Origin of the sequence: Flavobacterium sp. N2820 (assembly GCF_025947285.1) — a bacterium.
Classification (GTDB): Bacteria; Bacteroidota; Bacteroidia; order Flavobacteriales; family Flavobacteriaceae; genus Flavobacterium.
Map to the genome: position 1 here is coordinate 649,909 of NZ_CP110008.1, position 25,601 is coordinate 675,509.

Consider the following 25,601-nt stretch of genomic DNA (forward strand, 5'->3'; position numbering starts at 1 on the left):
TATTATGGTTAAGCAAACAACCATTGCCAGTGAAATTTCTTTAACTGGAGTTGGACTACACACGGGACAAGAAGTTACAATGACTTTTAAACCAGCACCTATTAATAACGGCTTTACTTTTGTAAGAGTCGATTTAGAAGGCCAACCTATTATTGAAGCCGATGCTAATTATGTAGTTAATACCCAAAGAGGGACTAATTTAGAGAAAAGAGGTGTTATGATTCAAACACCAGAACATGTTTTAGCAGCAGTAGTTGGTTGTGATTTAGATAATCTTATTATTGAACTAAATGCTTCTGAATTACCAATTATGGACGGCTCTTCAAAATATTTTGTTGAAGCTATTGAAAAAGCTGGTATTGTTGAGCAAGAAGCAGAACGAAAAATTTATGTAGTTAAAGAAGTAATTACTTATACAGATGAGGCTACAGGAAGCGAAATTACAGTAATTCCAAGTGATAATTATTGTGTAACTGCTATGGTAGATTTTGGAACTAAAGTGTTAGGTACTCAAAATGCGACTATGAAAAATATCGCTGAGTTTAAAACCGAAATTGCCGATTGTAGAACATTCAGTTTTTTACATGAATTAGAAAGCTTACTTAATAACGGTTTAATCAAAGGTGGAGATTTGAATAATGCAATTGTTTATGTAGATAAAGAAATTTCTGCGGAAACAATGGAAAATTTAAAGAAAGCCTTTAATAAAGATACTATTTCTGTAAAAGAAAATGGAATTTTAGATAACCTTACATTGCATTATCCAAACGAAGCGGCTCGTCATAAATTATTAGACATCGTTGGTGATTTATCTTTGATTGGAACTAAAATTCAAGGAAAAATTATTGCCAATAAACCGGGACATTTTGTAAACACCCAGTTTGCAAAAAAACTTTCTAAATTAATTAAATTGGAAGAACGTAATAATGTTCCTACTTATGATATAAATAAAGAGCCTGTGATGGATATTCATGGTATTATGGATTTATTACCGCACAGACCACCATTTTTATTAGTAGATAAAATTCTAGAACTTTCTGAAACACATGTTGTTGGATTAAAAAATGTAACTATGAACGAAGATTTTTTCATAGGTCATTTTCCAGGAGCACCAGTAATGCCAGGTGTTTTACAAGTCGAAGCAATGGCACAAACAGGAGGAATTTTAATATTGAGCACAGTTCCAGACCCAGAAAATTACTTAACCTATTTCATGAAAATTGATAATGTTAAGTTTAAAAATAAAGTTTTACCAGGCGATACCTTATTCTTTAAGTGCGATTTGATTTCTCCAATTAGAAGAGGGATTTGTCACATGCAAGCTTATGCGTATGCAAATGGTAAATTAGTTTCAGAAGCCGAATTAATGGCTCAAATTGTTAAAGTTAAATAATTATGAATCAACCGTTAGCATATGTGCATCCAGGTGCCAAAATAGCAAGAAATGTTGTAATTGATCCTTTTACAACAATACATAATAATGTTGAAATTGGTGAAGGAACTTGGATTGGTTCTAATGTTACCATTATGGAAGGTGCGCGAATTGGAAAAAATTGTAACATTTTTCCTGGGGCTGTAATTTCAGCTGTACCTCAAGATTTAAAATTTGGTGGAGAAGAATCCTTGGCTGTTATAGGGGATAATACAACAATTAGAGAATGTGTTACGATCAATAGAGGTACTATCGCTTCAGGCCAAACTAAAATAGGAAAAAACTGTTTAATTATGGCTACAGCTCACATTGCTCACGATTGCCATATTGGTGATAATGCAATTATTGTTAATGGAGTTGCCTTGGCAGGACACGTTACAGTAGGTGATTATGCTATTATTGGAGGTTTAGCGGCTGTACATCAATTCATTTCTATTGGTGAACATGCAATGATTTCTGGAGGAAGTTTAGTTCGTAAAGATGTTCCACCGTTTTCAAAAGCTGCAAAAGAGCCACTTTCTTATGTAGGAATCAACTCTGTTGGACTAAGAAGAAGAGGTTTTTCAACTGAAAAAATTAGAGAAATTCAAGATATTTACAGAATTTTATATCAAAAAAACTATAATACAACTCAGGCATTGAGTATTATTGAAGCCGAAATGGAAGCAACTCCAGAGCGCGATGATATCATTCAATTCATTAGAAATTCTTCTCGTGGAATTATGAAAGGATATACAGGTTCAATGTAATTTACAATTAATAATAAACAAACATCAAATAATAATAAAATGGCAAGTACATCAGATATTAGAAACGGATTATGTATCAAATACAATAACGATATTTATAAAATTATTGAATTTCTTCACGTAAAACCAGGTAAAGGACCAGCTTTCGTAAGAACAAAATTAAAATCGTTAACCAATGGAAAAGTATTAGACAATACATTTTCTGCAGGACATAAAATTGATGAAGTGCGTGTTGAAACACATACATTTCAGTATTTGTATGCTGAAGGAGATCAGTTTCATTTCATGAATAACGAATCATTTGAACAAATTACATTAGATAAAAAAGTATTAGATGCTCCAGATTTATTAAAAGAAGGAACAAATGTAATGATTCAAATTAATGCTGAAACAGAAGCGCCTTTATCAGTTGATATGCCAGCTTCTATTGTTTTAGAAGTTACTTATGCTGAACCAGGTGTAAAAGGGAATACCGCTACAAATGCTACAAAACCAGCTACAGTTGAAACAGGAGCAACCGTAAATGTTCCATTATTTATCAATGAAGGTGATAAAATCAAAATTGATACAGCTTCTGGAAACTACATGGAAAGAGTAAAAGAATAAATACTTCAAAATGAAATTTCCAAAAACGTATCCTCTTAAAGAAATAGCACAAATTATCAATTGTAATTTTGTGGGCGACGAAAATTTTCCAGTACAAGGCATGAACGAAATTCATGTGGTTGAAAAAGGTGATATTGTTTTTGTTGACCATCCAAAATATTATGATAAAGCTCTTCAATCGGCTGCTACTATAGTTTTAATTAATAAAGAAGTAGAATGCCCTGAAGGAAAAGCGTTGTTGATTTCTGATGACCCTTTTAGAGATTTCAATACACTTACCAAACATTTCAGACCTTTTCAATCCTCTAATTCAGCTATTTCTGATTCGGCTACAATTGGTGAAGGAACTGTAATTCAACCGAATTGTTTCATTGGACATAATGTTCAAATCGGTAAAAATTGCTTAATTCACCCAAATGTTACTATTTACGATAACACTGTAATAGGTGATAATGTTATGATTCATGCTGGAACTATTTTAGGCGCTGATGCTTTTTATTACAAAAAACGTCCAGAAGGTTTTGATCAATTAATTTCCGGCGGACGAGTAGTTATTGAAGATAATGTTGGTATTGGTGCTTTATGTACAATTGATAAAGGTGTTACTGGCGATACAACTATTGGCGCGGGAACTAAAATTGACAACCAAGTACACGTGGGTCACGATACAGTTATTGGCAAAAAATGTTTAATTGCTTCGCAAACAGGAATTGCAGGTTGTGTAATTATTGAAGATGAAGTAACGCTTTGGGGTCAAGTAGGAACTACAAGTGGTATAACTATTGGTTCAAAAGCTGTAATTATGGGACAAACAGGGGTTACCAAGTCAATTGAAGGCGGTAAAACCTATTTTGGAACACCAATTGAAGAATCGCGTGAGAAATTAAAACAATTGGCTAACGTGAAACGAATTCCTGAAATTATTGAAAAATTAAAACAAAATGACAAATAAAGAACGCATTGAGTTTTTGTACAAAGAAGATGGAATAAGAAATACCACTTTTCTTGAGACCCTTTTACACAATGATTTTATTTTAGAATGGGACAGCTCAGAAGGTACATTATTACTTCAAAAAGCTGATGTTATTCATTTAGCTAATGAATTAAAACAAAATTACATTGATTCTTTCATGGAAATTTCACATTTCATTGAACAAGAAAATCAAATTGTAGTAAAGTATAATCATAAAGTTACTACGATTGAAAATCCCAAAGAATTCTTTTTAATTGCTAAAATTATTGTCATTTGGGAATTTGAAGACCATAAAATTAAAAAAGGATACCAAATTAGCAAACCTAATTAAAAAAATATAGTAAATATTACGTGTGTATTTGGTAAAAAACTTACTTTTGCATCACAAATTTAAACACAATTTAATTCATATATCATGAGCGTTTTAGTTAATAAAGATTCAAAAATAATTGTACAAGGTTTTACAGGTAGCGAAGGAACTTTCCACGCTTCACAAATGATTGAGTACGGAACAAATGTTGTTGGTGGTGTAACTCCAGGAAAAGGAGGAACTACTCATTTAGACAGACCTGTTTTTAATACAGTTAAAGATGCTGTTGAAAAAGCTGGAGCTGATACAACGATTATTTTTGTACCACCAGCATTTGCAGCTGATGCTATTATGGAAGCAGCTGATGCAGGTATTAAAGTTATTATTACTATCACAGAAGGAATTCCGGTTGCTGATATGATTAAAGCAAACGATTATATTAAAGGAAGAGATTGTAGATTAGTTGGACCAAACTGTCCAGGTGTAATTACACCAGGAGAAGCTAAAGTTGGTATTATGCCAGGTTTTGTTTTCAAAAAAGGAACAGTTGGAATTGTATCTAAATCGGGTACTTTAACTTATGAAGCAGCGGATCAAGTTGTAAAACAAGGTTTAGGAATTACAACAGCTATTGGAATTGGTGGAGACCCAATTATTGGAACAACTACTAAAGAAGCAGTAGAATTATTAATGAACGATCCAGAAACTGAAATCATCATCATGATTGGTGAAATCGGTGGTCAATTAGAAGCAGACGCTGCTCGTTGGGTAAAAGCAGACGGAAATCGTAAACCAGTTGTTGGTTTTATCGCGGGTGAAACTGCACCAAAAGGAAGAACAATGGGTCACGCAGGTGCAATTGTTGGTGGTGCGGATGACACAGCAGAAGCGAAAAAACGCATCATGAGAGAAAACGGAATTCACGTGGTTGATTCTCCAGCAGAAATTGGTAAAAAAGTCAAAGAAGTTTTAGGGTAATCTCTTACTTACATATATAAAAAATCCCGCTGAAAGCGGGATTTTTTTTGTTTGATTGTTTTTTAATTAAATGGATTTGACCATTTTGAATTTGTATAAACATCTGAACCTGATAACGTTCTCAAAAAAGCTATGACAGCATTTACTTCGGTTGCTGTTAAATTTAATTGTTGACCAAAACCATTTGGTTTTAATCTTGGGTCTAAATTAGTGTTTCCAGGGGCTAAATTTATTGTGCCATAATGTCCAATGGCGGTTTGCAAATCAGATATCACACCTGTATGCATCATTGGTCCGTTTGGAGTTCCATCTACTTTTACTAAATCACGAAGTGATGGCGCTCTTGTATTTGTAATATCAATTCCTGTACCTGATATTTTTCCAATAATTCCGTTATTCAATGAATTTGGATCAATGTCAAATTCTGGAGCTCTATGACAACCTGCACAACCTAATCCACCAGAAGTTCTAACTCCAGTAGCATTAAAAGTTGGAGGTGATAAAAATAAATTTTTTCCTTGATTTTCTTGAGTTGTAAAATTTGTAAATGGTTGACCATCATTTGCAGCTAATGCTCTACCAGCATCATATTTTGAATCAAAAGATTGAATACTTCTAATAAACTGTGCTAATGCATTCTGAATTTTAGCTTCTGTAATTTCTTCTGTTCCATAAACAAATTTAAAAAGTTCTTTATAATAGCCTATTGCACTCAATTTTGTAAGTAATGCCTCAAAATTTTCATCACCATTTTCGCCACTAAATCCCATTTCTCCATGGTCTTTTATAGGCATTGTTGTTTGTGTTTCTAAATTTAAAGCTCGTTCATCCCAAAAAAATTTGGTTTCTGATGCAAATTTTGTATTAATTAATCGCATTGAATGTCTTCCTGTTGTTCCATTTACTCCTGTACTGGCAACAGTACTATCGCTAAATGCAAATTCTTGTTTATGACAACTTGCACATGAAATGCTATTATTTGAAGATAAGTTTTTATCGTAAAATAGAACTCTACCAAGTGTTGCACCTTTGTCTGTAATTGCATTTCCTTGTGAATTGTTTTTAGTGATATAGGACGGAGTTGCTTGATTGGCATAATTTGCTAAATTTTCTAAATCAACAGATGAACCAAATTCAGCTTCCACAAAAGGATAGGTTGCAATTTCTTCATAATTCTCATCTGAATTGTTACTACATGAAGACAGTATTAAAACAATCATGCAAAGTTTTACTAGTTGGTTTTTCATTAAATTAGTTTTTAAGTTATTTTTTGTAAGACATCATCTAATAAAAAAGGTTTAATTAAAAGCATCCTTTTTTTTATACTTTAAATTATTCCTATATTTGAATTTTATTTGAAAACAAACTAACAAGTATATTTAATATGAAATTATTAGAAGGAAAAGTTGCCATAATTACTGGTGCAAGCCGTGGAATTGGTAGCGGTATAGCAAAAGTTTTTGCACAACAAGGAGCAAATGTAGCATTTACATATAGTTCATCTGCTGAATCTGCAATGGCTTTAGAAAATGAATTAAACGCTTTGGGTATAAAAGCAAAAGGATATCAATCGAATGCTGCAGATTTTAATGATGCACATAAATTAGTAGATGATGTAATTGCAGAATTTGGTACAATAGATATTTTAATTAATAATGCCGGAATCACAAAAGATAATTTATTAATGCGAATGTCAGAAGAGGATTTTGATAAAGTAATTGAAATCAATCTGAAATCAGTTTTCAATATGACAAAAGCAGTGCAAAAAATTATGTTGAAAAACCGCAAAGGTTCTATTGTAAACATGAGTAGTGTAGTAGGTGTTAAAGGAAATGCTGGACAAGCAAATTATGCAGCTTCTAAAGCAGGTATGATTGGTTTTACAAAATCTATTGCGTTAGAATTAGGCTCAAGAAATATTCGTTGTAATGCGATTGCGCCAGGTTTTATCGAAACTGAAATGACTGCAAAATTAAATGAAGATGTGGTTAAAGGTTGGAGAGACGCTATTCCATTAAAAAGAGGTGGTTCGCCAGAAGATGTTGCAAATGTTTGTGTTTTCTTAGGCTCTGAAATGAGTGCTTATGTAACAGGACAAGTTATTAATGTTGACGGAGGAATGCTAACTTAGTAGTTTAAACTATAAATGACAACAAGCACAATCTTACTTCTTATCTTATCAGTAATTATTGCTGCTGGATTGTCGTTTTTTCATTATTTATATAAAGTCAAAAATCAGTCAAAATTGAACTGGTTTTTGGCTTTTCTGCGTTTTATTAGTTTATTTTCTATCTTTTTATTGCTAATTAATCCAATTATTAGTCGAAAAATAAACGAAATCAGAAAGACACCATTGCCAATTGTTGTTGATAATTCTAAATCAATTTCTGAATTAAAAGCAACTAAGGAAGCAAACGAATTGTATCAGAGAATATCAGATAACAAAGAAATTGCAGAAAAATATGACGTACAATTGTTTTCATTTGATGACGAATTTAAGTCATTGGAAGAATTAGATTTTAAAGGAAATCAATCGCATATTGATGGTGTTGCAAAAAATTTAAAGCAGTTATACAGAAACACCAATTATCCTGTTGTATTGTTTACCGATGGAAATCAAACCATGGGAAATGATTATGTGTTTAGTTTTCAGGAAAATACAAGTGTTTTACCTGTTGTTTTAGGCGATACTACAACGGTTTTTGATTTGAAAATCAATCAAATCAATGTTAATAAATATGCATTTTTAAAAAATAAATTTCCAGTTGAAATATTCTTGCAATACAATGGAAATCAAGCTATTTCGACAACTTTTTCTATTCAAAATGGAAATCAAACCATTCACAAACAGACGGTTGATTTTTCAAAAGATAAAAAAGCACAATCCATTTCGGTATTGTTAAATGCGGATAAGGTTGGAATTGCAAAATACAAAGCCATAATTTCTTCCAATGTCAAAGAAAAAAACACGTTTAATAATAGTAAAAATTTTGCAGTTGAAGTAATCGATCAGCGTAGTGAAATTGCATTAATTTCTGCTATAAACCATCCAGACTTGAGCGCTTTGAAGCGAAGTATTGAAGTTAATCAACAACGTAAAGTAACTCTATTTAAACCAAACGAAATCAAATCATTAAAAAATTATAATGTTTTGATTTTATACCAACCAAATACTTCTTTTAAAACTGTTTTTGATCAAAACAAATTGGCTCAAATAAATACTTTTATCATCACAGGAACTACAACCGATTTTAATTTTCTAAATCAAGTTCAAGATGATTTATTGTTTAAAATGTCAGCACAAAAAGAAGATTATTTAGCGAACTATGAATCGAATTTTAATTTGTTTTCACAAGTCAATATTAGTTTTGAAAATTTCCCACCTTTAGAGAATAAATTTGGTACAATTGTCGCAAAAAGTAATATAAACACACTGCTTTCTGCACGAATTAGAAATGTTCAATTGCAAAATCCATTGTTAACTTTTACTGAAAAGGGAAGCAAAAGAAGCGCTTATTTATTGGGAGAAAACATTTGGAAATGGCGATTGGAAAATAACTTAAACAAAAAGTCTTTTGATGATTTTGATTTGTTTACCGATAAAATCATTCAGTTTTTAGTTACAAATGCCTCAAAAAAGAATTTAAATGTAACCCATGAAAGTTTCTATAATTCTGGTGAAAACATTGAAATTACAGCTGAATATTTCAATAAAAACTATGAATTTGATGAAAAAGCACAGTTAACAATCCAGGTTACAAATTCAAAAACAAAAAGGAGTAAGAAATATGACTTACTTAAATCAACAAACAGTTTTAAAGTAAATTTAGACGGCTTAGAAGCAGGAAATTATTCGTTTAAAGTAACAGAAAAAGAATCAAACTCTAGTTTTTCTGGCAGTTTTGAAGTCTTGGATTTTGAAATCGAAAAGCAATTTGTTAATCCGGATAAATCGCGATTAGAACAACTAGCTTCAAACACTAACGGAGCTGTTTTTTATCCTAATCAAATGGATAATTTAATTAATTCGTTACTTGAAAACGAAAATTATATTCCTGTCCAAAAAGCAACTATTCAAAAATCGCCATTAATCGATTGGATTTGGTTGTTAATTTTAGCAATAACTGCATTAACCACAGAATGGTTTACGCGCAAATACAATGGTTTACTTTAACTTAAGCAAAATTTAAGAAGTAATTAAGCGATACTTAAGACAAATCCTTTGACTTAAATTCAATTTTGTATAAAATTATATTTTATGCAATTTACTTCATATTTATCTAAAAGATATGCTCTTTTACTTGGATTTTCAGGTTGGTTTCTACTGTTTTCATTAATACTCCGAATAGTTTTTTTGATTTGGCAATTAAATGATGTTGAGCTTTCTGTATTTACTTTAGCTAAAATTTTAGGTATAGGATTATTTTATGATATTGGTGTACTGTCTTTTTTGTTTGTGATTTGCACCTTTTATATTTTACTAATTCCACAAAAATGGATGGGTAGTAAACTCGATAAATTCATAATTTACTCTGGTTTTGGGTTAACATTGCTCATTTTTGTTTTTACTTTTTTTGCAGAAATCACATTTTGGGAAGAATTTAAATGCAGATTTAATTTTGTGGCAGTTGATTATTTAATTTACACATTTGAAGTCGTACAAAATATTCACGAATCCTACCCATTATATGTATTAATTCCATCAATGCTTTTGATCACCGGAGTTATTTTTTATTATTTTTTAACGAAACAGTTATTTAGTCAAACCTTTACGGCTAAAATTTCTTTTAAAAATCGTGTATTACCTTTTGCGGTAGCCTTAATTATCACATGTTGCTATACACTTTTCGTTACGAATTCAAACGCAGAATGGTCGACAAATCGGTACAATAACGAAATTTCAAAAGCCGGAATTTACTCTTTCTTTGCAGAATTAAGAAACAATAAATTAGACTTTAAAACATTTTATACTTCAATTTCTGACGAAGAAGCTTTTAGAATTATTAGAAACAACCTACAAGAAGAAAATGCAAGATTCATAACAAATGATTATTCGATAAAACGGAAAATTTCAGATAGTCTCGATGGTAATGCAAAACCAAATGTGGTTTTTATTTTGATTGAAAGCATGAGTGGAAGTTTTATGACTGAATTTGGTAATCAAGAGGAAATCACACCATTTTTAGACAGTATTGCTCGTGAAAGTATATTTTTTAAAAATCTTTATGCAACTGGAAATAGAACCGTTAGAGGTATGGAAGCTGTAACTTTATCAATTCCACCAACACCTGGACAAAGCATTGTTAAAAGACCAAATAATGCAAATTTATACACCATTTCAAATGTATTTAAAAGCAAAAATTATCAATGTAATTTTTTCTATGGCGGCGATGGTTATTTTGATAACATGAATGCCTTTTATGGTGGAAATGGCTTTGATATTTATGATAGAGGCAGAGGTAGTATTTTGAGTGATGCAATTAAAACTACCCGACACAATATTGATGACGACGAAGTAACTTTTGAGAATGCATGGGGTATTTGTGATGAAGATATTTATAATAAAATGATAAAAGTGGCAGATGAATATCATCAAAAAAATAAACCTTTCTTGAATTTTATCATGACTACCTCAAACCATAGACCCTATACTTATCCCAAAAATAAAATTGATATTCCTTCTGGGACAGGTAGAAATGGTGCTGTAAAATATTCAGATTATGCATTGCAACAAATGTTTGCTAAAGCAAAAAACAAACCTTGGTTTAAAAACACCATCTTTGTTTTTGTTGCCGATCATTGTGCAAGTAGTGCCGGAAAAGACGAAATAGATGTCAAAAACTATCAAATTCCTGCAATTATTTATGGACAAAATACAATTCAACCACAAAAAGTCACAAAATTATGTAGTCAAATTGATGTTTTTCCAACACTTTTTGGTCAATTACATTGGAATTATACGTCTAATTTTTTTGGTACAAATGTGTTTGATAAGAACTATAAAGAAAGAGCTTTAATAGGAACTTATCTAAAATTAGCTCACAAAACAAATGCTAATGTTTGTATTTTATCGAATCAGAAAAAGAATGCCAATTATAAATGGAATTCTAGTTCAAATCATTTACTTTTAATACCAATGAATAAATCAAAACAGAAAGAAACAATCGCATGGTATCAAACGGCTGATTATCTGTATTTAAACAACAAATTGAAGTAAACTTAAAATTTGCTTAATGTCGAAGTACAAGTGCAATTTATTGTAATATAATTAGTTTTTTTGTTAACGATAAATAGAGCATGTTTTAGGTAGGGTTTTTTTAGACTAAACTGTTTAATTGCAAACAACTTTATTAAATAATAAAAATGAAAAAGATTTTAATTGGATTTATAGTTTTAATATCAAATTTTGGATTCGCACAAGAATGGCAAGAAAATTTTGATGAAGCAAAAAAAATAGCATCAGAACAAGATAAAAACATAATCATTGTTTTTTCGGGTTCAGATTGGTGTGCTCCATGCATTAAATTGGACAAAAATATTTGGCAATCAGAAGCATTTAAAAAAGAAGCAAATGAAGAATGGGTTTTAGTCAAAGCAAATTTTCCAAGAAAAAAAGCAAATGAATTATCCAAAGAACAAACAGAACACAATAGAAAATTAGCCGAAAAATATAATATTGAAGGTAGTTTTCCATTGGTAGTGATTTTAGATAAAAGTGGAAAAGTATTAGGAAAAATGGGATTCAAAAACGTTACTCCAGAAGAATACATTAAAATGATTCACGCATTAGAGAAAAAATGAGAATAGTATCACTTTTTTTATTTGTTTTAATAACAAGTAGTTCATTTGCACAACAAATTTTTAAGAAAAAGCAAAGTTTGTTGGGTAGTCCATTTGAAATTACAGTTGTTGCCGTAGATTCAATTCAGGGAAATCAGTTCGCGGATTTGGCTATAGCCGAAGTAAAACGTATTGAAAACTTAATTTCCGATTGGATTCCAACGACTCAAATTTCAAAAGTAAATCAAAATGCTGGAATTGCTCCTGTGAAAGTTGATCAAGAGGTATTTGATTTGGTTGAAAGAGCTAAGAAAATTTCAAAATTAACTTCGGGTGCTTTTGATATCAGCTATGCTTCTATGGATAAAATATGGAAATTTGATGGTAGCATGAAAGAAATGCCCTCTCCAGAAGCAATCAAAAAATCGGTTGAAAGGGTAGGGTTTGAACATATAATCTTAAATTCAAAAGACACTACTATTTTCTTGAAAAACAAAGGAATGAAACTGGGATTAGGAGGAATAGGACAAGGTTATATAGCAGATAAAATTAAAGCTTTATTACAAGAAAAAGGATGCTCTTCGGGATTAGTAAATGTTTCAGGAGACATCAATACTTGGGGAAAACAACCAAACGGACAATTTTGGACTGTTGGAATTATTAATCCATTAAATAAAAATAAAGTATTTGCAACATTTCCACTCGATGACAGTGCAGTTGAAACTTCTGGAAGTTATGAAAAATATGTTTCATTTAATGGAAAACGATATTCTCATATAATTGACCCAAGAACAGGTTATCCAGCAACTGGAATTATTAGTGTTTCCGTTTTTGCAAAGCAAACGGAATTAGCAGATGCTTTAGCTACTGGAATATTTGTTTTAGGAATAGAGGTAGGCTTAGATTTAATCAATCAATTGAACGGAATAGAATGCATTATTGTTGATGAAAAAGGAACAATACATGTGTCCAAAAATATAGATATAAAGAAATACCAATAAATATGAAAAATAAAATTTTGGCTTTAATAGTAGTTTTTTCAGCTATTTCATGCAATTCAGTAAAAGAATACGACAAACAATATATAAATGATCCAGAAATGAAACTTTCTGCAAGAAGTGCTGAGCGTTATGAAACTACTTTTCAAGTGTATCGTGAAGCTGCCTCTGGAGCAAATGGAGGAAAAACAGGTGGTGGTTGTGGTTGCAATTAAGAAATAATAAAAATGAAAAGTAAATTTATATTCGCCTTAGGATTAATGAGTTGTTTGGCTTTCTCGCAAGAAAAAGATTCAACTGAAATAGTATATAAAAAACGTGTCTTAGAGTCAATCGAAGTAGATTTTTTAGCTAGTTATTACAAACAAGATGGTATCCATTCTTCTGTTTCAGGTGGTATGGGGTCCGAAAAATTAACAGATTTAGCATCAAATATTACTATAGCAATTCCTCTTAATGATGATGATGTATTAACAGTTGATATGGGTATTTCAGCATATACGTCGGCTTCGTCAAGTAATATTAATCCATTTAATTCTTCCGGTGCTTCTGGTGGCGATGATGACGATGATGATGATGATGATAGAAGAGCACCCGTTGATGGACCTTATGGAACACCTTGGCAGGCATCGTCTGGAGCTTCTGCACAAGATGCTTTAACAGCTGTGGTAGTAAATTATAGTCACAGTAGCGATGATCGAAATTTTATTTGGAACGCAGATGTAGCTTTTTCTAATGAGTACGATTATACTTCAATTGGTTTTGGCGGAGGAGTAAGTAAATTATTTAACAATAAAAACACAGAAATTTCTCTTAAAGGAAATGTATACTTAGATCAATGGAGACCAATTTATGCAACAGAATTGCATGAATATGCAAAATATGGTTCAGGATTTCAAAGTAATGGATTTTTTAGCGGTGTAACAATTTTAGATCAAAATGGAAATGCATCAACAGCTTATTTGCCGTCAGATTTTACAACTTGGAACTCTACTAATAGAAATTCATATTCAGCTTCTTTTGGATTTTCTCAAGTAGCAACCAAAAAAATGCAATTTTCTTTATTTTTCGACATTTTACATCAAGAAGGAATGTTGTCAACACCATACCATAGAGTATATTTTGCAGACAAAGCAAATTATTACATTGGACAAGCAGCTGACATTCCTGTTTATGAAACAACTCAAAACACAGGTGTTTATCAATTAGCAGACGACATTGAACGTTTACCAAATACACGTTTCAAAATTCCAGTTGGTGCACGTTTAAACTACTATTTGAATGAACGATTAACCCTTAGAACGTATTATAGATACTATTGGGATGATTGGGGAATAACATCGAACACCGCTAGTATTGAATTGCCAATTAAACTATCAGAAAGATTTACCGTTTTTCCTTCTTACAGATATTATACGCAAGAACAATCTAAATTTTTTGCACCTTTTGAAACGCATTTATCAACAGAGAAATATTATACATCTGACTATGATTTATCGACTTTTAATGCACATCAATATGGATTTGGGTTGAATTATACAGATATTTTTGCAAACGCTAAAATTTGGAAATTCGGATTAAAAAATATTGATTTTAGGTTTAATCATTACGACAGAAATGATGGTCTAAGTGCTAATATTGTTACATTTGGAGTAAAATTTGTACAACAATAAAACTTTGAATATGCATATTTTAATTGTTGAAGATGAAAAAGGAATTATAGATTTTTTAAAACAAGGTCTAGAAGAAGAAGGTTTTGCGATTTCCACAGCAATGGATGGTAAAGAAGGCCTTGAAAAAGCATTGTCTCAACAAGTTGATTTAGTCTTATTGGACTGGATGTTGCCAAAATTAAGTGGATTAGAAGTTTGTAAAGCAATTCGAACTCAAAATAGTGATGTTCCTATTATTTTTTTAACTGCGAAAGATACCATTCAAGAAACAATAGAAGGTTTAAAAGCAGGTGCTAATGATTACATAAAAAAGCCATTTTCTTTCGAAGAACTCTTAGAACGTATAAAAATTCATTTTAGAACTAAAGATGAAGTAAAAATACTAACTTTGGGTACGATTACATTAGACAAATCTAAATTTCAAGTCTTTGTAGGTCCTAATGAAATTTCATTAACTCAGCGTGAATTTGAATTATTGGAATATTTGATAAAAAATAAAGGCACCGTTTGCACAAGAAATAAAATTATTGAAGATGTATGGGATATTCATTTTGAGTACGATACGGGTGTCATTGACGTTTTCATGAATGCACTTCGAAAAAAATTAAACTTAACGAAAGATCAAGATCTAATCAAAACTATTAGAGGAGTCGGATACATTGCCAATGACTAATTTTTTTTCATTTTCATTTAAAAACAGAATTGCTTTTAACTATATCTTGAGCAGTTCAATACTTATTGCAATAGTTTTTCTTTCCATTTTTAGCATTGTTAAATACAGTGTTAATCAGCATGTTAATGAGGAGATTCAAGAAGAATTATACAAACATTTAGATGATGTAACTACAGATGAAAATGATACATATCTAATTCATGTGGATCAATGGCGCGCACGAGAACATAATTCTATCAGTGTTAATCCTGTTTTTGTTGAATTTTATGATAATAATAAACAACTTATCGATAAATCACCCAATTTAAAAAATTCAAATGTTGAATTATTAGATAATGATAAAAATAATAAGTTTACCGACACCAAGTTAAACGGAATTCCTATTCGACAAATTCAAACGGCGATTATCAATAAAAATGAAATTGTTGGATACCTTGTAGTGGCAATGTCATTAGAAGATTTTGAAATTGTTAAAATTCTAAAAAATATTCTATTAATTTCTTACCCATTAATTTTAATTTTACTCTTTTTAATAGCAAGATTTTTTGCAGGAAAAAGCATCAAACCAGTTCGAACAATTATTGATACTTCGAGTAAAATAACAAAAGACAATTTAAAAACTCGTATTCCACTACCAATAAATAAAGATGAATTATTTATTTTATCTAAAAACATTAACAATCTTTTAGATAGAGTCGAAAATGCAATTGAACGTGAAAAACAATTTACTTCTGATGCTTCTCATGAATTGAGAACTCCATTGGCCGTTATGAAAGGTACTATGGAAGTTTTGATTCGAAAACCAAGAACACAAATTCAATATGAGGAAAAAATTAATTTTTGCATTTCTGAAGTCGATCGATTAAATCATATGGTTGACCAATTATTACTCTTGGCCCGATTTGAAAATCAAAAACAAAACATCAAAAACGAAACCATTTATTTGAACGCAATAATTTTAGATAATTTAACCCGTTTTTCTCAAAAAATAGAGTATAAAAAACTCAAAGTAATTACAAATTTTTCAGAAGATTTTTATATTCAATCCGACAGTTATCTAGTTTCAATTATTGTGAGTAATTTGATTTCAAACGCTTTAAAATATTCAAATGATAACGAGGTTGTAACCATAATTTTAACCAATGAAGGCAATCAAATTATCTTTAAAATTTCTAATAATGGAATTGGAATCGCACCAAGTGATATAGCTAAAATATTCAATTCATTTTATCGCTCTGATGTAACAAATCAATCTGAAGTTAAAGGAACAGGTTTAGGATTATCAATTGTAAAAAGACTTTGTGATTTACTAAAATTTGAAATCTCTGTAGAAAGCAAATTACACCAAAGCACCACTTTTATTTTAAGTTTCCCTTTAGCCAAACTTAAGTAGCTCTTAAGTTTTTTCCTATTTATATTCTTTACATTTGTATTGTAGTTTTTAGTATTTTTATAAACTGCTCAAATTGTATAAAATGAACAAATTAATTGCCTATTTTTTAATTACGGTATTTATGTGTGCCAACACATCGATAGGGCAATTATTGAAAGTTCCAAACTTAATAGAACATTACAACGAGCATAAAAATGAATTGTCTTCGAATTCAATTTTATTTATTGACTATATCATTTCGCATTATTCTAAAAACGCCGAGAATAATCACGATCACGAAGATTTACCCTTTAAAACATTTGATAATTCGTCAAGTGCATTATTTGCATTTTCCACAATTACATATCAAATTCAAGATGTAAAGCCTTTAATTTCTATTAAAAAGAAGTTCTTTTATAATAAATCTTTTAAATCCAATTTGATTGCTTCAATTTGGTTACCGCCTAAATTATTCTAATATTTTGTTTTAATAATTGATTCATTTATGATGATTCAGTTGTGCTTATCTTAAAATGATAAATGTTATTTCATATATACAAAATTTACTAAAATGTTAGAAAAAATTATCGCCTTTAGTTTAAAAAATAAACTCATAATTCTTTTATTTACACTCGGTGTTGTAGGATTTGGTTTGTTTTCTGTTTTCCAAATTTCAATCGGTGCAGTACCTGATGTTACTAATAATCAGGTTCAAGTTATAACTACATCTCGCAATCTTTCTACTCAAGATATTGAACAATATATTACCTATCCTGTTGAAATTGAAATGGCAAATTTGCCAGGGGTAACCGAGATTCGTTCAATTTCAAAATTCGGATTATCTGTGGTAACGATTGTTTTTGAGGACGAAATAGGAACGTATTTACCTAGACAATTGATTGCTGAAAAAATTAAAACCGCTGCTGAAAAAATTCCAGAAGGTTTTGGAACGCCAGAAATGGGCCCAATTACCACAGGCTTAGGCGAAATCTATCAATATACGTTAGAAGTAAAACCCGAATTCAAAAATCAATATTCGGTTACCGATTTAAGAACGATTCAAGATTGGGTAGTAAAAAGACAATTGTCTGGAATCAAAGGTGTAGTTGAAATCAATACTTGGGGTGGTTATTTAAAACAGTATGAAATTGCGATCAATCCAGCTAGTTTAAAAGCAATGAACATTTCTACTACTGATGTGTTTACGGCGTTAGAAAAAAATAATAGTATTGCCGGTGGTTCATATATTGAAAAAACCAATCAAAGCTATTTTATTCGGGGCGAGGGAAAAGTAAATTCCGCTCAAGATATTGAAAATATTGTTGTTAAAAATGATTCTGGTTTGCCAATATACATTAAAGACATCGCCAAAGTACAATTTGGTCATGCCAATCGTTTTGGTGCGATTACAGGCAATGGAGAAGGCGAGAAGGTTCTTGGGCAAGTCATGATGCTAAAAGGCGGCAACTCAAAACAAGTAATTGAAGATGTAAAAGAAAGAGTTGCAGAAATTGAAAAAACATTACCAGAAGGCGTTTACATCAACGGATTTTTAGAACGAAGTGAATTAGTAGGAAAAACAACGTTTACCGTTGCAGAAAACCTAATTTTAGGTTGTTTAATCGTAATTTTTGTTGTGGTTTTATTACTCGGAAATTGGCGTTCAGGATTGGTTGTTGCATCAGTAATTCCGCTCTGTTTATTATTTGCCATTTCCTTCATGAATATTTTTGGAATTGATGCCAATTTAATGAGTTTAGGGGCGATAGATTTCGGAATCATCATCGACGGAGCCGTAATTATCGTAGAATTTATTGCTTTTCAAATTGCTCATAAGTCTAGACATTTAGTCGGTTTAGCGAAAGAAGAACGTCAGATAGAAATTGACCAAATTACCTATAAAAGTGCTTCAAAAATGATGAATTCGGCTATTTTTGGGCAGTTAATCATTCTTATCGTATTTATTCCAATTCTTTCTTTATCAGGTGTGGAAGGGAAAATGTTCAAACCTATGGCAATGACATTTAGTTTTGCTTTAGTTGGCGCGATGTTATTCTGTTTTACTTACGTTCCTGTTGCGGCTTCGTTGTTTTTAAAACCGCAAGAAGAAAACCCAAAATCAATTTCCAATCGGTTAATTAATAAATTGAATTCTTGGTATTTACCTGTGATTACTTGGGCTTTAGACAACACTAAAAAAGTACTTTATGGAGCTGTTGGCTTATTGTTTTTAGCCGTTGGATTGTTTGCAACAATGGGAGGTGAATTTATTCCAACATTAGATGAAGGTGATTTCGTAATTCAACCCGTTTTAAAAACAGGAACATCACTTTCTAAAACCATTGAAACGACTACCAAGATTGAAAAAATAATTCTTAAAAATTTTCCAGAAGTTTCGCAAGTAGTCAGTAGAATTGGTGCTGCCGAAGTGCCTACCGATCCAATGAGTATGGAAGAGAGTGATATTATCGTAAAATTAAAACCAAAATCAGAATGGGTTTCTGCCGATTCTAAAGATGAATTAGCTGATAAAATCAAAGCGGCTTTAGAAGAGAAAATTCCAAACATGGAAATTGAATTTACGCAACCTATTGAAATGCGTTTCAACGAATTAATTTCAGGTTCTCGTTCCGATGTGGCCATTAAAATTTTTGGTGAAGATTTAGATATTTTAGCCAAAAAAGCACACGAAATTGAAAAAGCAATTAAAAATGTGGAAGGTGCATCGGATATTATCATTGAAAAAACGGAAGGTTTGCCTCAAATGTTCGTGCAATACGACCGAAGTAAAATTGCTCGTTATGGCTTAAATATTGCCGATTTAAACGAAATGATTGCTTTAGGTTTCGCTGGGAAAACCGTTGGGAACGTATTTGAAGGCGAAAAACGTTTTGATATGGTCATTCGATTAGATAAAACCAACAGAACCGATATTGAAGACTTACGAAATTTATATGTTTCCACTCCAAATGGAGAGCAAATTCCGTTAAGAGAATTAGCTGCTATTGAATATACAGAAGGTCCGGCTAAAATTTCAAGAGACAATACCAATCGAAGAATTATTGTGGGAATCAATGTAAGAAACCGCGATTTACAAAGTGTTGTGGATGATGTGCAGCAAATTATTGATACTAAAATTGATTTACCAACAGGCTATCGCGTTACTTATGGTGGTCAATTTGAAAACTTACAAAGTGCCAAAGCCCGATTGTTAATTGCGGTACCAATTGCCTTATTTTTAATATTTATTTTGTTACATTTTGCCTTTGGATCCATCAAAGAAGCGTTAATGGTGTATTCTGCAATTCCTTTATCAGCAGTAGGTGGGGTGTTATTTTTGTGGATGCGAGATTTACCTTTTAGTATTTCAGCAGGTGTTGGATTTATTGCATTATTCGGAATTGCAGTGTTAAACGGAATTGTACTAATTGAACATTTTAAAGAATTGAAACACAGCGGCATGAAAGATATGAATGAACTCATTTTAAAAGGAACCACTGATAGACTTCGACCAGTTTTATTAACCGCCGCTGCAGCTGCTTTAGGGTTTTTACCAATGGCAATTTCATCATCGGCTGGAGCAGAGGTACAACGCCCATTAGCTACCGTAGTTATTGGTGGATTATTCACTGCAACACTGTTAACCATGATTGTATTGCCTATTTTATTCAAAGTTTTTGATGAGAAAGAATTCAAAAAACCAAAATTCAAAAAACATGTAAGCGGAACTTATATTTTACTATTCTTATTGGGTACAAGCTTTGGTTTTGCTCAAGAAAATAATGCTGAACTAGATTCAATTATGGCTAAAGCATTACAAAACAATAAATTAGTAAAAGCTGGACAATTGCAAATTGATAAAGCAAATGCAAACGTAAAAACGGCTTATTCTTTTGATAAAACGAATGTGTATTATAGCTATGATCAAAATAATTTAGCGCTAAATAACGAACCCTTAAAAGTATTTGGAGTGCAGCAATCATTTGCTTTTCCAACGGTTTATGGTGCTCAAAAAAAGCTTTATAAAGCCGAATTAGAAAGTCAAAAGACTTCTTTCGAATTACAAAAAAACAAACTCAAGTTAGAAGTTTCAAAAGTATATCATCAAATCGTATATGTGCAACATCAAGAAAAATTGTATTTTTATTTAGATAGTTTGTACCAAAATTTCTCTAAAGCAAGCGACAGAAGATTTGAATTAGGCGAAACCAATTACTTGGAAAAAATAACCGCTGAAGCAAAGTTTAGACAAATTAGAACCAAACTTTCGCAATTAGATAAAGAGAAAAAAGCGCAATTAGAATTATTGCAAGCTTTAGTACAATCGGAGGAAAAAATTAGTGTAAAAACGAATGAAATTAAACCAATAATAACTACATTAAACGCTTCAAGTAGAGAGTTATATAGTTCTTATTTAGAAAGTATTACAAAAAAATATAAATCTAATGAACAACTTCAGAAACAGCATTGGTTACCCGATTTAAATGTGGAATATTTTCAAGGAAGAAATAACGGAATTTCGCAATCTTTATATGGATTTCAAGTAGGTATTGCTGTTCCTATTTTATTCAATGGAACTGTTGCTAAATCTAAAGTTGCCAAGTTAGAAACACAAGCTTGGGAACAACAAAAACAACATGAACTGATTAAAATGGATGCACACATCAACCAGAAAAACAGTGAATTAGAACAATATAACCAAGCCATCGATTACTATAATCAATACGGAAAAAAAGTTTCTCAAGAGATTATTAAGGTTGCTAACATGAGTTACAAACACGGTGAAATTGACTTTTTTCAATTCATACAAAGTTTAGAAAATGCAACTACTATACAGGTAGATTATTTAGATGCCGTAAACCAATACAACAAAACACAATTAGACTTACAATATGTTAATATACAATAATTTACAAATGAAAAAACTGTTTTACATAGCAACAATAACAACTCTTTTATTTTCATGCAAACAAGAAGTTGCAGAAGAAAAAGGAATTGATGACGGGTTGATTTCAGTAACTGAAGCCCAATTTCAATCTTCAAAAATGGAAATAGGTTCACCAATTGAACAAGATTTCGAAGTTACAGTCAAATCCTCTGGGAAAATTGATGTTCCACCACAATATAGAGCTAAAGTAACCACGTTTTTAGGCGGTTATGTAAAAGCTACCAAATTATTAGTGGGTGATAAAGTTGCAAAAGGACAAGCTTTAATTACCTTAGAAAACACCGATTATCTGGATTTACAAAAGGATTATGTAGAAGTTGCCGAACAAATTAACTATTTGAAATCCGAATTTGAACGTCAGAAAACATTGTATAATGAAAAAATCACTTCACAAAAAAACTATCTAAAAGCAGAAAGTGATTACCGACAAGCAAAAGGAATGTATCAAGGCTTACGCGAAAAATTAGTGTTGTTAAACATCAATCCAGCTAATGTTGAGCGTGGAAAATTTACTTCACAAATTACAATTTCGGCACCCATTTCAGGTGATATAACAGTAATGAACGCAAATGTTGGCATGTTTATGTCTCCTTCTGATGTAATTTTAGAAATTGTGGATACCAATTATTTACACCTGAATTTAAGCATTTTTGAAAAAGACATTTTACATGTAAAACAAGGTCAAAAAATCACTTTTAAAGTACCAGAAGCAAGTAAAGAACAATTCAATTCCAAAGTACAATTAGTTGGAAAATCGATAGAAAGTAAAGACAGAACCATTTCGGTTTTTGGTACACTATCACCAGAAATAAAAGAAAAATTGTTATCTGGAATGTTTGTAGAAGCTCACATAATTACAGATGCTAAAAGAGGATTTGGAGTTCCATCTGATGCAATCATTACAGAAAATGACAAACATTATGTATTGGTTTTAAACAGTAAAACAACAGAATATAAATTTAAAAAAGTTGCTGTTACGGTAGGTGAAAAATCAGAAAAATTCATTGAAATTATGCCTAATGCTACTATTAACGCTAAAACAAAATTACTCACAAAAGGAGTATTCGAATTAACTAATTAAAAAATAAAAAATTATGAATCAAGCGCATTTACACATGGTTTTTAACCATTTTCCAATCATTGGATTATTTTTTGGAATAGGAATTTTAGCCATTGGGATTTTTAAAAAGCACACCATTTTGGTTAATACGGCTTATGTAATGTTCATTTTTTGTATGATTATGGCAAAAGCAACCATGATGACAGGAGAAGGAGCTGAAGAAATTGTCGAAGAAATAGGTATTTCACATGACATAATTCACAATCACGAAGAAGTGGCAGAAACCTTCATGAAAGTACTTTATGTTTTAGGTTTTCTTTCCATTTTAGGCCTAGTTGCCAATTTTAAAAAACATGCAAAAGCTTCAATTGTTTCTTATGTTGTTTTAGTTTTAGCAATTGGTGCTGCAGTTTTGTCTAAGTCAGTAGGAACTTCAGGTGGCGAAATACGTCATACCGAAATCAGAGAAAATGCCAATATTAACAATGCTTCAACTGAAAGTAATGAAGAAGAATTGGATAATGATGATCACTAAACAAAATATAATTTTTTAAAAAGTTTTGTTTATTCGAAAATTAAGTCGTTACATTTGCATTGTTAAAATAACAGAAATTATGTTTTTAAATCAATTACATCATCATCATCATACCTCCGCTCAAGCGAAGTAGTGATGCTATGTAATTATACCATATAAACTATTAACCCGTTTGAGTACATCAAGCGGGTTTTTTGTTGTTAAGCATTTTTTACAAATCCCTTGGTGTACTTTTTTAAAACAAAAATTAAAAATGAACACATTAAAAATTGCTATTCAAAAATCAGGTCGCCTTCACGATGAAAGTATTCAAATCTTAAAAGATTGTGGAATTTCTGTATATAATGGAAACGATCAACTCAAAGTTACTGCTTCCAATTTTCCTTTAGAAGTATATTATTTACGAAATTCTGATATTCCTCAATATTTGATTGATGGCGTTGTTGATATTGCCATTGTTGGTGATAACTTATTGGTAGAAAAAGGGCAAAACATTCAAATTGCAGAGAAATTAGGTTTTTCCAAATGCAAAGTTTCGGTAGCGGTTCCAAAGAATTTCAACTACAATTCTATTCAAGATTTAGACGGATTACGAGTTGCCACTTCGTATCCAAAAACGGTTGTCGATTACTTTTCTTCCAAAGGAATTTCAGTAGACATTCACCAAATTTCAGGTTCAGTTGAAATTGCCCCAAATATCGGACTTTCAGATGCGATTGTTGATATTGTTTCTAGTGGAAGTACGTTGTTTAAAAACGGTTTAAAAGAAGTGGAAGTGATCTTAAAAAGCGAAGCAGTTTTAGCGGTTTCTCCTCAAATTTCTAATGAAGCAACGCAATTATTAGCCAAATTACAATTCCGAATTCAATCTGTTTTACGTTCTAGAAAATCAAAATATATTTTAATGAATGTTCCCAATGAAAAAATCGTTGAAATCAGCAAAATTCTTCCTGTTTTAAAAAGCCCAACTGTTATGCCATTAGCCGAAGAGGGATGGAGTAGTGTGCATTCTGTAATTGACGAAGATAAATTTTGGGAAGTCATTGACCAACTTAGAGAAGCTGGAGCTGAAGGTATTTTGGTTTGCCCAATTGAGAAAATGGTCCTTTAAAAAAAAAGAAAAAAGAGAATAGAATTAAGAATATAGACTTATGAAAAAAATATACAACCCACAACCTGAAACTTGGTCAGAAATTTGCAAAAGACCAACCCAAACTTTTTCTGATGTTGAAGCAACGGTTAAGCAAATCTTTAAAGAAGTACAACAAAAAGGCGACAAAGCTATAGCAAAATATGCATCTTTCTTTGATGGCGTGACTTTGGAGAACATTCAAGTGACTTCAGAAGAAATTGAAACCGCAAAAAATGAAGTTTCTGATCAACTAAAAGAAGCAATTCAATTAGCCAAATCAAACATTGAACAATTTCATTCAGCCCAAAAAACGGATAAAATAGTTGTTGAAACTACCATCGGAGTTACGTGTTGGCAAGAAAAAAAACCAATTCAAAAAGTAGGTTTATACATCCCTGGCGGAACGGCTCCTTTATTTTCAACGGTTTTAATGTTGGCCGTTCCTGCAAAATTAGCGGGTTGTCAAGAAATTGTTTTGTGTTCGCCTTCTGATAAAAATGGAAAAATCAATTCAGCCATTTTATACACTGCTGATTTATGCGGTATAACTAAAATCTATAAAGTAGGTGGAATTCAAGCTATTGCTGGAATGACTTTTGGCACAGAAACGATTCCGCAAGTATATAAAATCTTCGGACCTGGTAATCAATTTGTAACCATTGCAAAGCAATTCGCTTCTCAAAACGGTGTAGCGATTGATATGCCTGCAGGTCCAAGTGAATTGTTAGTGTATGCAGATGAAACCGCCATTCCAAGTTTCGTAGCTTCTGATTTATTGAGTCAAGCCGAACACGGAAAAGATAGCCAAGTGATTTTGGTTACCACCAATAAAAATGTTTTAAATGATGTAGAAGAAGAAGTCTACCAACAATTAAAAGAACTTCCAAGACAAGAAATTGCTCAGGTTGCTATCAATAATTCGAAATTAATCTTCGTCGAAACCGAAAAGACAGCTTTATCGTTAATTAACGAATACGGACCTGAGCATTTCATTGTTTGCTCAAAAAATGAAGATTATTTTGTGGACGGAATTCAAAATGCGGGCTCTGTTTTTATTGGAAATTATACTCCAGAAAGCGCAGGAGATTATGCTTCGGGAACCAATCACACTTTACCAACAAATGGGTATGCTAAAAGTTATAGCGGTGTAAACTTAGATAGTTTTTTGAAAGCGATGACGTTTCAAAAAATTTCAATCGAAGGCATTCAGAATATTGGAAAAGCAATAGAAACGATGGCTGAAGCAGAGGGTTTACAAGCCCACAGGAATGCCGTTACATTAAGACTAAAAAAGAATTAAAACACTTAGACGCATAGAATTTAACTAGTAATCTTTGTGAACTTTGTCAAGTGAAACCCCTAAAATCAACACAAATAACAGC

22 protein-coding genes are annotated in these 25,601 nt (G+C 31.5%); 21 read left to right on the plus strand and 1 reads right to left on the minus strand.

The window, feature by feature from the left end; translation table 11 throughout:
- Positions 1-4: 4 nt before the first annotated feature.
- The 6 genes from OLM52_RS03045 (at position 5) to sucD (ending at position 5,048) form a co-directional block, all read left to right on the plus strand.
- On the plus strand, positions 5-1,393 hold the full coding sequence (locus tag OLM52_RS03045) for a bifunctional UDP-3-O-[3-hydroxymyristoyl] N-acetylglucosamine deacetylase/3-hydroxyacyl-ACP dehydratase (protein ID WP_264549676.1): 1,389 nt from the start codon (positions 5-7) through the stop codon (positions 1,391-1,393).
- Between the two features lie 2 nt (positions 1,394-1,395).
- Entirely contained in the window at positions 1,396-2,181 is a 786-nt protein-coding gene (lpxA, locus tag OLM52_RS03050; protein ID WP_264549677.1) for an acyl-ACP--UDP-N-acetylglucosamine O-acyltransferase, read from the plus strand.
- A 39-nt stretch (positions 2,182-2,220) separates the two neighbouring features.
- Positions 2,221-2,787 carry an elongation factor P gene (gene efp, locus OLM52_RS03055; RefSeq protein ID WP_133607314.1) on the plus strand — a complete coding sequence of 189 codons (567 nt, stop codon included), beginning with the start codon at positions 2,221-2,223 and terminating at the stop codon, positions 2,785-2,787.
- Positions 2,788-2,797: 10 nt separating this feature from the next.
- A complete protein-coding gene (locus OLM52_RS03060; RefSeq protein ID WP_264549678.1) occupies positions 2,798-3,739 on the plus strand; it encodes a UDP-3-O-(3-hydroxymyristoyl)glucosamine N-acyltransferase in 942 nt (313 codons plus the stop codon).
- Entirely contained in the window at positions 3,729-4,091 is a 363-nt protein-coding gene (locus OLM52_RS03065) for a nuclear transport factor 2 family protein (protein ID WP_264549679.1), read from the plus strand. The genes OLM52_RS03060 and OLM52_RS03065 overlap by 11 nt, the downstream gene beginning before the upstream one ends.
- Positions 4,092-4,175: 84 nt before the next feature.
- The gene (sucD, locus tag OLM52_RS03070; RefSeq protein ID WP_264549680.1) at positions 4,176-5,048 is read left to right on the plus strand and encodes a succinate--CoA ligase subunit alpha; all 873 of its coding nucleotides are present in this window, start codon (positions 4,176-4,178) and stop codon (positions 5,046-5,048) included.
- 62 nt (positions 5,049-5,110) lie between these two features.
- Here sucD and OLM52_RS03075 read toward each other — a convergent pair whose 3' ends face one another.
- The gene (locus tag OLM52_RS03075; protein WP_264549681.1) at positions 5,111-6,295 is read right to left on the minus strand and encodes a cytochrome-c peroxidase; all 1,185 of its coding nucleotides are present in this window, start codon (positions 6,293-6,295) and stop codon (positions 5,111-5,113) included.
- A gap of 137 nt (positions 6,296-6,432) precedes the next feature.
- Between OLM52_RS03075 and fabG the strand changes: the two genes are divergently transcribed.
- The 15 genes from fabG (at position 6,433) to hisD (ending at position 25,519) form a co-directional block, all read left to right on the plus strand.
- Positions 6,433-7,179, plus strand: coding sequence for a 3-oxoacyl-[acyl-carrier-protein] reductase (fabG, locus tag OLM52_RS03080; RefSeq protein ID WP_264549682.1), 747 nt, complete (start codon positions 6,433-6,435; stop codon positions 7,177-7,179).
- A gap of 15 nt (positions 7,180-7,194) precedes the next feature.
- Positions 7,195-9,222: a hypothetical protein gene (locus OLM52_RS03085; RefSeq protein ID WP_264549683.1), complete on the plus strand. Its 2,028-nt coding sequence runs from the start codon at positions 7,195-7,197 to the stop codon at positions 9,220-9,222.
- An 84-nt stretch (positions 9,223-9,306) separates the two neighbouring features.
- Positions 9,307-11,265 (plus strand): LTA synthase family protein, encoded by a 1,959-nt coding sequence (locus tag OLM52_RS03090; protein WP_264549684.1) that lies wholly within the window; start codon positions 9,307-9,309, stop codon positions 11,263-11,265.
- A 146-nt stretch (positions 11,266-11,411) separates the two neighbouring features.
- Positions 11,412-11,849 carry a thioredoxin family protein gene (locus tag OLM52_RS03095; protein WP_264549685.1) on the plus strand — a complete coding sequence of 146 codons (438 nt, stop codon included), beginning with the start codon at positions 11,412-11,414 and terminating at the stop codon, positions 11,847-11,849.
- Positions 11,846-12,829: an FAD:protein FMN transferase gene (locus tag OLM52_RS03100; RefSeq protein ID WP_264549686.1), complete on the plus strand. Its 984-nt coding sequence runs from the start codon at positions 11,846-11,848 to the stop codon at positions 12,827-12,829. The genes OLM52_RS03095 and OLM52_RS03100 overlap by 4 nt, the downstream gene beginning before the upstream one ends.
- Positions 12,830-12,831: 2 nt before the next feature.
- Positions 12,832-13,041 carry a DUF4266 domain-containing protein gene (locus OLM52_RS03105; RefSeq protein WP_264549687.1) on the plus strand — a complete coding sequence of 70 codons (210 nt, stop codon included), beginning with the start codon at positions 12,832-12,834 and terminating at the stop codon, positions 13,039-13,041.
- A 12-nt stretch (positions 13,042-13,053) separates the two neighbouring features.
- A complete protein-coding gene (locus OLM52_RS03110; RefSeq protein WP_264549688.1) occupies positions 13,054-14,499 on the plus strand; it encodes a DUF3570 domain-containing protein in 1,446 nt (481 codons plus the stop codon).
- Between the two features lie 10 nt (positions 14,500-14,509).
- Positions 14,510-15,172, plus strand: coding sequence for a response regulator transcription factor (locus OLM52_RS03115; protein ID WP_264550514.1), 663 nt, complete (start codon positions 14,510-14,512; stop codon positions 15,170-15,172).
- Positions 15,165-16,565 (plus strand): sensor histidine kinase, encoded by a 1,401-nt coding sequence (locus OLM52_RS03120; protein ID WP_264549689.1) that lies wholly within the window; start codon positions 15,165-15,167, stop codon positions 16,563-16,565. Before OLM52_RS03115 ends, OLM52_RS03120 begins: the two co-directional genes overlap by 8 nt.
- 82 nt (positions 16,566-16,647) lie before the next feature.
- Positions 16,648-17,022: a hypothetical protein gene (locus OLM52_RS03125; RefSeq protein ID WP_264549690.1), complete on the plus strand. Its 375-nt coding sequence runs from the start codon at positions 16,648-16,650 to the stop codon at positions 17,020-17,022.
- A gap of 93 nt (positions 17,023-17,115) precedes the next feature.
- On the plus strand, positions 17,116-21,453 hold the full coding sequence (locus OLM52_RS03130) for a CusA/CzcA family heavy metal efflux RND transporter (RefSeq protein WP_264549691.1): 4,338 nt from the start codon (positions 17,116-17,118) through the stop codon (positions 21,451-21,453).
- A gap of 7 nt (positions 21,454-21,460) precedes the next feature.
- The gene (locus OLM52_RS03135) at positions 21,461-22,573 is read left to right on the plus strand and encodes an efflux RND transporter periplasmic adaptor subunit (RefSeq protein ID WP_264549692.1); all 1,113 of its coding nucleotides are present in this window, start codon (positions 21,461-21,463) and stop codon (positions 22,571-22,573) included.
- A 13-nt stretch (positions 22,574-22,586) separates the two neighbouring features.
- Entirely contained in the window at positions 22,587-23,087 is a 501-nt protein-coding gene (locus OLM52_RS03140; RefSeq protein ID WP_264549693.1) for a hypothetical protein, read from the plus strand.
- Between the two features lie 253 nt (positions 23,088-23,340).
- A complete protein-coding gene (hisG, locus tag OLM52_RS03145) occupies positions 23,341-24,198 on the plus strand; it encodes an ATP phosphoribosyltransferase (RefSeq protein ID WP_264549694.1) in 858 nt (285 codons plus the stop codon).
- A 40-nt stretch (positions 24,199-24,238) separates the two neighbouring features.
- On the plus strand, positions 24,239-25,519 hold the full coding sequence (hisD, locus tag OLM52_RS03150; protein ID WP_264549695.1) for a histidinol dehydrogenase: 1,281 nt from the start codon (positions 24,239-24,241) through the stop codon (positions 25,517-25,519).
- The last annotated feature ends 82 nt before the right edge of the window (positions 25,520-25,601 follow it).

Bases quoted from the DNA above. Each gene is read 5' to 3' on its own strand.
- OLM52_RS03045 (WP_264549676.1), top strand. From the start codon at position 5: ATGGTTAAGCAAACAACCATTGCCAGTGAAATTTCTTTAACTGGAGTT.
- lpxA (WP_264549677.1), top strand. From the start codon at position 1,396: ATGAATCAACCGTTAGCATATGTGCATCCAGGTGCCAAAATAGCAAGA.
- efp (WP_133607314.1), top strand. From the start codon at position 2,221: ATGGCAAGTACATCAGATATTAGAAACGGATTATGTATCAAATACAAT.
- OLM52_RS03060 (WP_264549678.1), top strand. From the start codon at position 2,798: ATGAAATTTCCAAAAACGTATCCTCTTAAAGAAATAGCACAAATTATC.
- OLM52_RS03065 (WP_264549679.1), top strand. From the start codon at position 3,729: ATGACAAATAAAGAACGCATTGAGTTTTTGTACAAAGAAGATGGAATA.
- sucD (WP_264549680.1), top strand. From the start codon at position 4,176: ATGAGCGTTTTAGTTAATAAAGATTCAAAAATAATTGTACAAGGTTTT.
- OLM52_RS03075 (WP_264549681.1), bottom strand. From the start codon at position 6,295: ATGAAAAACCAACTAGTAAAACTTTGCATGATTGTTTTAATACTGTCT.
- fabG (WP_264549682.1), top strand. From the start codon at position 6,433: ATGAAATTATTAGAAGGAAAAGTTGCCATAATTACTGGTGCAAGCCGT.
- OLM52_RS03085 (WP_264549683.1), top strand. From the start codon at position 7,195: ATGACAACAAGCACAATCTTACTTCTTATCTTATCAGTAATTATTGCT.
- OLM52_RS03090 (WP_264549684.1), top strand. From the start codon at position 9,307: ATGCAATTTACTTCATATTTATCTAAAAGATATGCTCTTTTACTTGGA.
- OLM52_RS03095 (WP_264549685.1), top strand. From the start codon at position 11,412: ATGAAAAAGATTTTAATTGGATTTATAGTTTTAATATCAAATTTTGGA.
- OLM52_RS03100 (WP_264549686.1), top strand. From the start codon at position 11,846: ATGAGAATAGTATCACTTTTTTTATTTGTTTTAATAACAAGTAGTTCA.
- OLM52_RS03105 (WP_264549687.1), top strand. From the start codon at position 12,832: ATGAAAAATAAAATTTTGGCTTTAATAGTAGTTTTTTCAGCTATTTCA.
- OLM52_RS03110 (WP_264549688.1), top strand. From the start codon at position 13,054: ATGAAAAGTAAATTTATATTCGCCTTAGGATTAATGAGTTGTTTGGCT.
- OLM52_RS03115 (WP_264550514.1), top strand. From the start codon at position 14,510: ATGCATATTTTAATTGTTGAAGATGAAAAAGGAATTATAGATTTTTTA.
- OLM52_RS03120 (WP_264549689.1), top strand. From the start codon at position 15,165: ATGACTAATTTTTTTTCATTTTCATTTAAAAACAGAATTGCTTTTAAC.
- OLM52_RS03125 (WP_264549690.1), top strand. From the start codon at position 16,648: ATGAACAAATTAATTGCCTATTTTTTAATTACGGTATTTATGTGTGCC.
- OLM52_RS03130 (WP_264549691.1), top strand. From the start codon at position 17,116: ATGTTAGAAAAAATTATCGCCTTTAGTTTAAAAAATAAACTCATAATT.
- OLM52_RS03135 (WP_264549692.1), top strand. From the start codon at position 21,461: ATGAAAAAACTGTTTTACATAGCAACAATAACAACTCTTTTATTTTCA.
- OLM52_RS03140 (WP_264549693.1), top strand. From the start codon at position 22,587: ATGAATCAAGCGCATTTACACATGGTTTTTAACCATTTTCCAATCATT.
- hisG (WP_264549694.1), top strand. From the start codon at position 23,341: ATGAACACATTAAAAATTGCTATTCAAAAATCAGGTCGCCTTCACGAT.
- hisD (WP_264549695.1), top strand. From the start codon at position 24,239: ATGAAAAAAATATACAACCCACAACCTGAAACTTGGTCAGAAATTTGC.